This is a genomic window from Clostridium sp. DSM 8431 (assembly GCF_900116755.1).
GTDB lineage: Bacteria > Bacillota > Clostridia > Clostridiales > Clostridiaceae > Clostridium.
Genome location: NZ_FPBY01000143.1, coordinates 1 through 8547, shown reverse-complemented (window position 1 = coordinate 8547; position 8547 = coordinate 1). Strand labels below are relative to the sequence as shown.

7 protein-coding genes are annotated in these 8547 nt (G+C 31.8%); all 7 read left to right on the top strand.

The window, feature by feature from the left end:
* Positions 1-279 precede the first annotated feature (279 nt).
* The 7 genes from rpoN (at position 280) to gpmI (ending at position 8365) form a co-directional block, all read left to right on the top strand.
* Positions 280-1605 (top strand): RNA polymerase factor sigma-54, encoded by a 1326-nt coding sequence (gene rpoN, locus BM384_RS13050; RefSeq protein ID WP_090014254.1) that lies wholly within the window; start codon positions 280-282, stop codon positions 1603-1605.
* 172 nt (positions 1606-1777) lie between these two features.
* Complete coding sequence (locus tag BM384_RS13045) at positions 1778-2818, top strand: sugar-binding transcriptional regulator (RefSeq protein WP_090014252.1); 1041 nt, start codon at positions 1778-1780, stop codon at positions 2816-2818.
* Between the two features lie 55 nt (positions 2819-2873).
* Positions 2874-3890: a type I glyceraldehyde-3-phosphate dehydrogenase gene (gene gap / locus BM384_RS13040; RefSeq protein ID WP_090014250.1), complete on the top strand. Its 1017-nt coding sequence runs from the start codon at positions 2874-2876 to the stop codon at positions 3888-3890.
* 136 nt (positions 3891-4026) lie between these two features.
* A complete protein-coding gene (locus tag BM384_RS13035; protein ID WP_090014248.1) occupies positions 4027-5220 on the top strand; it encodes a phosphoglycerate kinase in 1194 nt (397 codons plus the stop codon).
* A 70-nt stretch (positions 5221-5290) separates the two neighbouring features.
* Positions 5291-6037 carry a triose-phosphate isomerase gene (gene tpiA, locus BM384_RS13030; RefSeq protein ID WP_090014247.1) on the top strand — a complete coding sequence of 249 codons (747 nt, stop codon included), beginning with the start codon at positions 5291-5293 and terminating at the stop codon, positions 6035-6037.
* A 237-nt stretch (positions 6038-6274) separates the two neighbouring features.
* The gene (locus BM384_RS13025; protein WP_175537379.1) at positions 6275-6718 is read left to right on the top strand and encodes an RrF2 family transcriptional regulator; all 444 of its coding nucleotides are present in this window, start codon (positions 6275-6277) and stop codon (positions 6716-6718) included.
* A 111-nt stretch (positions 6719-6829) separates the two neighbouring features.
* Entirely contained in the window at positions 6830-8365 is a 1536-nt protein-coding gene (gpmI, locus tag BM384_RS13020; protein WP_090014243.1) for a 2,3-bisphosphoglycerate-independent phosphoglycerate mutase, read from the top strand.
* Positions 8366-8547: the final 182 nt, after the last annotated feature.

Here is an 8547-nt window from a genome sequence, read left to right as displayed (position 1 = left end):
AGATTTATCAAGAGCCGTGTGCGAGGCCCGCATGCACGGTTCTGTGAGAGGAAAGACCTCAGAAAAAAATATTTCTGAGGTTCACCTACTCGATGAATTTCATTGATAGGAATGGTTATAATAATTAATATACTTCATATAGATAAATACTTTTTATATTACACATTTTGAAGGGTATACTCTATATAAATGTATTTTTTTAAAATACTTTCTTAAAAATGTATACATATCCATAAAACAGTAATAAAATAAAGTTATAAAAATATGGGGGTAGAAAATATGAGGAATGAATATTCATATGGAATGAAACAAATTCAAAAGCTTGCAATGACAAAAGAAATGCAAATGTCTATTAATATTTTACAGATGTCATCAGCTGAACTTAGTGAATATATAGAAAAAGAATTTGTAAGTAATCCATTAATTGAAATAAGTGATAATTCAGTTTTTAATATTAAAGAATATGGAAGTTTGAGTTCTTATGGAAAAGTAAGTATAAATTCTGAAGACATATCTCCATTAAATTTTGTGTCGAAAGAAAAAACATTAAAAGAATATTTACATGAACAAATTTTAGAAGTTGAAAAGGATAAAAAAATCAGAAAAACTGCAGATTATATTGTTGAGTGCCTTGATGATAATGGCTATTTTAAAGTTAATGAAAAAGTGGTGGCAGAAGAATTAAAAATAACTGTAGATGAAGTAGAAAAGTCACTTAGATTAGTACAAAAATTAGAGCCAGTAGGCATAGGAGCTAAAAGCTTAAGAGAGTGTCTTATTATTCAGTTAGATTATTTAAATATTAATGAACCTAAATTAATTCAAATTATCAGTAATAATCTTGAGGATATAGGGAAAGATAATTATAAAAAAATTGCAAAGGAATTAAGTATAACAAGAGCAGAGGTACAAAGGTATTCTGAGATGATAAGGAAGTTAGAGCCAAGGCCTTCTAGAGGATTTTATACTGGAGAAGATTATAAATATATAGTTCCAGATGCAGAAATAAGAAAAACAGAATTTGGTTTGGAAATATTAATGAATGAAAGGTCTGTTCCAAGTCTTATTATTAGCAGTACATATAAAAAAATATTACAAGAGAAGGGAGACTTAGAAACAGAAAAATATGTTAAAGAAAGAATGGAAAAAGCACAAAATCTAATTAAGAGTATACAGGAAAGAAAAAATACTTTAAGAAAGATATTAGAGTGTGTCACAAGTGAACAATATGATTATTTTTGTGGTAAAGTTAAGTTCTTAAAACCTATGATGATAAAAGATGTAGCTAAGGAATTAAATTGTAGTGAATCAACAGTTAGTAGAGCAGTAAAAGATAAGTTTGTACTTACAGAAAAAGGTATTGTCAAAGTTAAAGAATTATTTACCTTAAATTTAATTAAATGCAATAATAATGAATTTTCTGTAAGTTTTATAAAAAATATAATAGAAAGTTTAATTGAAAAAGAAAATAAAAAAAGTCCAATTCCAGATCAAGATATAGCAGATAATTTAAAGGAAAAAGGAATAAAAATATCTAGAAGAACTGTAGCTAAATACAGAGAAGAGATGGGAATAAAGTCTTCACACAAAAGAAAAATATTATAATGTAAAGTGTGGATAAATATACGTTAAGAGGAGAAAATTAAAATTAATAAAAGCATATTTTAGAAAAATTTTTTATAACCTCTTTAAAAATTCTTGTTGATGATTTATAATAATACATGTGGGACATAAAAATGATAAGTGGGACATTAAAAAGCCCAAAGGAGTGTTTAAGTTGAAGGAAATATTAAAGTTAGAAATGAAGATAGTTCCTGAACTTGTAGAAGTGCTCGAAAAAAGATACTATATACTGAGGACTATTTATTACAATCAACCAATAGGCAGAAGAATTTTAGCAAATCAGTTAAACTTGGGAGAAAGAATTGTAAGAACAGAAATAAGTCTTTTAAAAGAGCAAGGTCTTATAGAGATAAATACTCCAGGTATGACAGTTACAAGTAGCGGAGAAGAGATTGTAAATAACTTAAAAGATTTTATTCACGAAATAAGAGGACTATCAGAAATTGAGACTCAGCTTAAGGGATTATTAAATCTAAGACAAGTTATTATAGTTCCAGGTGACGTTGAAGAGAACCCGACAGTTTTAAAAGAAATAGGTAAAGCCTGTTCTAATTATGTCAAAGATATTATTAAAGATAATGACATAATTGCTTTAACAGGAGGAAGTACGCTAAAGGAAGTTATAGAAGCCTTTCCAAGGCTAAATAACTTTTCAAATATATTAGTAGTTCCAGCTAGAGGCGGTATGGGAAGAAAAGTTGAAACTCAAGCCAATACTTTAGCAGCATTATTAGCTGAAAAGCTTAATGGAAGCTACAAGCTCCTTCATATTCCTGAAAATCTTTCACCAGACATATTAGATAGTCTGCTTAAAGAAAAGAATATAAAAGAAGTCATAGATTGCATACATCATGCTGATATTTTAATATATGGTATAGGTAATGCTAAAGAAATGGCTGTGAAAAGAGGAGCATCAGATGCTGAGATTGAAAGACTAAATAAATTAGGTGCCATAGGTGAAGCTTTTGGGTGTTACTTTGATAAAAATTCAAATGTTGTATCTCAAACAGCACCAATAGGAATAAACATTAGTGAATCAAAAAAAATTAATGTGCATATTGCAGTGGCAGGTGGAAAAAATAAAGTAGAGTCCATAATTTCAACTCAACGTAATAATACAAATGGTATTCTTGTAACAGATGAAGCAGCAGGAAGAAAAATGCTGGCGATTCTGAAAAAAGGAATCCAAGATTAATTAAGCTAATTTATAAAAAATTTTTATAAATACATTTTTAGGAGGTAATTGTACAATGGCAAATGTAAAAGTAGCAATTAATGGTTTTGGACGTATAGGACGTCTTGCATTCAGACAAATGTTTGGAGCAGAAGGTTATGATGTAGTCGCAATCAACGACTTAACTAGCCCTAAGATGCTAGCTCATTTATTAAAATATGATTCAGCTCAAGGTAGATATGAATTAGCAGACAAAGTAACTGCTGGTGAAGATTCAATCACAGTTGATGGTAAGGAAATAAAAATATACGCTAAAGCTGACGCTAAGGAACTTCCATGGGGAGATTTAGATGTAGACGTAGTATTAGAATGTACAGGATTCTACACTTCAAAGGCTAAAGCTTCTGCTCACATCGAAGCAGGTGCTAAGAAAGTTGTTATATCAGCTCCAGCTGGAAATGATCTTCCAACAATCGTATACAGCGTAAACGAAGATACATTAACTAAGGAAGATACAGTTATATCTGCAGCTTCTTGTACAACTAACTGTTTAGCTCCAATGGCTGATACATTAAACAAGTTAGCTAAGATAAAGAAAGGATACATGACTACTATCCATGCTTACACTGGAGATCAAATGACTCTTGATGGACCTCAAAGAAAAGGTGATTTAAGAAGAGCTAGAGCTGCAGCTGTTAACATAGTACCAAACTCAACTGGTGCTGCTAAAGCAATCGGATTAGTTATCCCAGAATTAAATGGAGTATTAGATGGATGTGCTCAAAGAGTTCCAGTTCCAACTGGTTCATTAACTCAACTTATCGCTATGGTAGACGGTAAAGTAACTGAAGAAGATGTAAATGCAGCTATGAAAGCAGCAGCTTCAGAATCATTCGGATACACTGAAGAAGAATTAGTTTCTTCTGATATAGTAGGAATCAAGTTCGGTTCATTATTCGATGCTACTCAAACTAAGGTTATGGATATGGGTGACGGAACTACTATGGTTAAGGTAGTATCTTGGTACGACAACGAAAACTCATACACTAGCCAAATGGTTAGAACAATTAAATACTTCGCTGAATTAGCTTAATTAGTATTTAATAAACAGGATATTTAAAGGGCTTTTAAAGCAATCTTATAAGATCCTATAAAGGGTCCGGTCTCTAAGGCATACTTATAGGACCGGGCCATTTTTTGAAATTAGAATAAATTTTGAGGTGAAAAGAATGAACTTTAATAAGAAGACTGTAGAAGATATCGATGTAAAAGGTAAAAAAGTTTTAGTTAGATGTGACTTCAACGTACCACTAAAAGATGGTGTTATAACTGACGAAAACAGATTAAATGGTGCATTACCAACTATAAAGTATTTAGTAGAAAATGGTGCTAAAGTTATCCTTTGCTCACATATGGGTAAACCAAAGGGAGAACCAAAACCAGAATTATCATTAGCTCCAGTTGCTAAGAGATTAAGCGAAATGCTAGGAAAAGAAGTAAAATTCGCTGCTGATGACAACGTTGTAGGAGAAAATGCTAAAGCTGCAGTTGCAGAAATGAAAGATGGAGATGTAGTTTTACTAGAAAACACTAGATACAGAAAAGAAGAAACTAAGAACGGTGAAGAATTCTCTAAAGAATTAGCTTCTCTTGCTGAAGTATTTGTTAATGATGCATTTGGTACAGCTCACAGAGCTCACTGCTCAACTGTAGGTGTAACAGACTACTTAGATACAGCTGTTTGTGGATACTTAATCCAAAAAGAATTAAAGTTCTTAGGAGATGCTGTTGAAACTCCAGAAAGACCTTTCGTAGCTATATTAGGTGGAGCTAAGGTTTCTGATAAAATCACAGTTATAAACAATTTATTAGACAAGGTTAACACTATCATCATTGGTGGTGGTATGGCTTACACATTCTTAAAAACTCAAGGATATGAAATCGGAACTTCATTAGTTGAAGAAGATAGATTAGACTACGCTAAAGAAATGATAGCTAAAGCAGAAGAAAAAGGTGTTAAATTCTTATTACCAGTAGACCACAGAGTTGCAACTGAATTCAAAGATGTAACTGCTACTGTAACAGAAGATCAAAACATTCCTGCTGGAAACATGGGATTAGATATCGGACCAAAGACTGAAAAGTTATATGCTGATGCTATTAAAGATGCTAAGACAGTTATCTGGAATGGACCTATGGGAGTATTCGAATTCGAAAACTACAACAAGGGTACAATTGCAGTTGCTAAGGCAATGGCAGAATCAGAAGCTACTACTATAATCGGTGGTGGAGACTCAGCTGCAGCAGTTAATATATTAGGATTCGGAGATAAGATGAGCCACATTTCAACTGGTGGTGGAGCTTCACTTGAATTCTTAGAAGGTAAGGTATTACCAGGGATAGCTGCTTTAAACGATAAATAATTTTTTAAAGTGTTATAAAAAAATCAGTGTTTAATTATATTTATATATTATATTTATGAGGTGAATATTAATGAGAAAAGCAATTATAGCTGGAAACTGGAAAATGAACAAAACTCCAGAAGAAGCTGTTCAAGTTATTAATGAATTAAAGCCATTAGTAAAAGATGCTACATGTGACGTAGTTATCTGCCCAACATTTGTATGCTTAGATGCTGCAATAAAGGCTGCTGAAGGATCAAATATAAAGATAGGTGCTCAAAACATGCACTTTGAAGAAAGCGGTGCATTCACAGGAGAAGTTGCTCCAGGAATGTTAGAAGCTATGGGAGTTGACTATGTTATATTAGGACATAGTGAAAGAAGAGAATACTTCAATGAAACAGATGAAGCATTAAATAAGAAAGTTAAGAAAGCATTTGAACACAACTTAACTCCAATTCTTTGCTGTGGTGAAACACTAGAACAAAGAGAAGCAGGAGTAACAAATGATTTCATAGCTTGCCAAATCAAAGTAGACATGGCTGGTTTAACTAATGAACAAGCAAAACAAGTTGTTATAGCTTATGAACCAATCTGGGCTATTGGAACTGGTAAAACTGCTACTAAGGAACAAGCTAATGAAACTATTTCTGCAATAAGAAAAGTTGTAGAAGGAATGTATGGTAAGGAAGTTGCTGACGAAGTAAGAATTCAATACGGTGGATCAGTAAAACCAAATACAATCAAAGATCAAATGGCTATGTCTGATATAGATGGAGCATTAGTTGGTGGAGCTAGTTTAGTAGCTGCTGACTTTTCTCAAATTGTTAACTATTAATAAATAGTAAAAAGTAACCTCATTAAGCTAAAAATCTTTTATAGATATGTTTAGATAATGAGGTTATTTTATTGAAATTTATAAAGATAAACTTGGTTTATTAGTAATTATATCCCTGAATTAATAGTAGACAAATAAGATAAATAAGATTATATTATTTTTTTATAAAATAAATTGTGATATACTTATAATTAAAGATTAGGGGATAATACCCTTTTAGATATGGAGGATTTATTTATGAAAGTATCTACAAAGGTTGAATACGGATTAGTAGCTTTAATTGATATCGCAGCTAATTCAGTAAACGGAGATGTTGTAACAGTTATAAGTATAGCTGAAAGGCAAGGTATATCAAAAAATTATCTTGAACAAATATTAACACCACTTAGACAAGCTGGGATAATAAATGGAACTAAGGGTTCTCAAGGAGGATATGCACTTACTTCAGATCCTAAGGAATTAAAGTTATCTACAATATTAAATGCATTAGATAGCAACTTATTAAACGTGGTTTTTGATAGTAGCATGAAGTGTAATCCAAATGCCATAAATGCTATTAAACACAATATGTGGGATAAACTAGATGAGTCTTTTAATAAACTAGCTGAAAATACTACATTAGCAGAGCTTGTTGAAGCATACAATAATGAAAATATGGAATCAGTAATGTTCTACATATAGGTAGTATTTTTAAATTTGCATAGTGATTAAAAAAATAATATAATTAAAAATAATATAATAAATATGTAGTTCAATTACTTCAAGTAGTGAATACAATGGAGGTAGAGAAGCATGGCAAAGAAACCAGTAATGTTAATGATTATGGACGGTTTTGGAATCGCTCCAAAGTCAGAAGGAAATGCTGTAGCATTAGCAAATAAAACAAATTTCGATAGATTAATCAAGGAATATCCAAATACAGAGCTTCAAGCAAGTGAAATGGCAGTTGGTCTTCCAGAAGGTCAAATGGGTAACTCTGAAGTTGGACATTTAAATATAGGTGCAGGAAGAATAGTATACCAAGAATTAACTAGAATAACTAAGTCAATTCAAGATGGTGAAATATTCGAAAACGAAGCTTTATTAAAAGCAATGAAGAATGCAAAAGAAAATAATACATCATTACACTTAATGGGATTATTATCAGACGGTGGAGTTCACGCACACATAGAACATTTAAGAGGACTTCTTGAATTTGCTAAGAAGGAAGGACTTCAAAAAGTATATGTTCATGCATTTATGGACGGTAGAGACGTACCACCATCATCAGGTAAAGAATATATAGAAAAAGCTGAAGCTATGATGAAGGAAATTGGTGTAGGTGAAATAGCTACTATAAGTGGTAGATACTATGCAATGGATAGAGATAACAGATGGGAAAGAATTGAACTTGCTTACAATGCAATGGTTCTAGGTAAAGGTGAAACTGCTAACTCTGCAGTTGAAGCTATAGAAAACTCATACCATGATAATAAGACAGATGAATTCGTATTACCATGTGTAATAATGAAAGATGGAGCTCCAACAGGAACTATCCAAAATGGAGATTCAGTTATATTCTTTAACTTCAGACCAGATAGAGCTAGAGAAATAACTAGAGCTATAAACGATAAAGAATTCTCAGGATTTAAGAGAGAAACTTTAAATCTTACATTTGTAACAATGACTCAATATGACAAGACTTTAGAAGGAGTTGAAGTTGCATTCAAGCCTCAAACTCTAGTAAATACATTAGGTGAATATGTTTCTTCTAAGGGATTAAAACAATTAAGAATAGCAGAAACTGAAAAATATGCTCACGTTACATTCTTCTTCAATGGTGGAGTAGAACAACCAAATGAAGGTGAAGTAAGAACTGTTATACCATCACCAAAGGTAGCAACTTACGATCTTAAACCAGAAATGTCTGCTTATGAAGTAACAGATGAATTATTAAAAGAAATAGATGAAGATAAATATGACATGATCATATTAAACTATGCTAACCCAGATATGGTTGGTCACACTGGTGTTGTTGATGCAGCTATTAAAGCAGTAGAAACTGTTGATACATGCTTAGGAAAAGTTGTAGATAAGATACTAGAAAAGGACGGAACATTATTTATAACTGCAGACCACGGTAATGCTGAGACTGAAATAGATTTATCAACAGGAACTCCATTTACAGCTCACACTACTAACCCAGTACCATTTGTATGGGTAAGTAACCACGTTGATGGAAGAAAGCTTAACCCAGGTAAGCTTTGTGATATAGCTCCAACAATGTTAAATGAAATGGGTCTTCCAGTACCAGCTGAAATGACAGGTAAGTGCTTAATTACTAAGTAATTAGATATAGTTAAAAGGTGATTTCTAATTTGTTTAGAAATCACCTTTTATTATGGTTATATTGTGAATAAAAGTGATAAAAATAGTCAAGTATCTAAACAAATGATACTCGGAAGTGATTGATTTGTATTCGGATAACTATTTTAAAATTTTAGAAAATATAAAGCTTTTAAGTAATGCAG

Excerpts from the sequence above, each read along its gene's own strand:
- rpoN (WP_090014254.1), top strand. The coding sequence starts at position 280 with ATGAGGAATGAATATTCATATGGAATGAAACAAATTCAAAAGCTTGCA.
- gap (WP_090014250.1), top strand. The coding sequence starts at position 2,874 with ATGGCAAATGTAAAAGTAGCAATTAATGGTTTTGGACGTATAGGACGT.
- BM384_RS13035 (WP_090014248.1), top strand. The coding sequence starts at position 4,027 with ATGAACTTTAATAAGAAGACTGTAGAAGATATCGATGTAAAAGGTAAA.
- tpiA (WP_090014247.1), top strand. The coding sequence starts at position 5,291 with ATGAGAAAAGCAATTATAGCTGGAAACTGGAAAATGAACAAAACTCCA.
- BM384_RS13025 (WP_175537379.1), top strand. The coding sequence starts at position 6,275 with ATGAAAGTATCTACAAAGGTTGAATACGGATTAGTAGCTTTAATTGAT.
- gpmI (WP_090014243.1), top strand. The coding sequence starts at position 6,830 with ATGGCAAAGAAACCAGTAATGTTAATGATTATGGACGGTTTTGGAATC.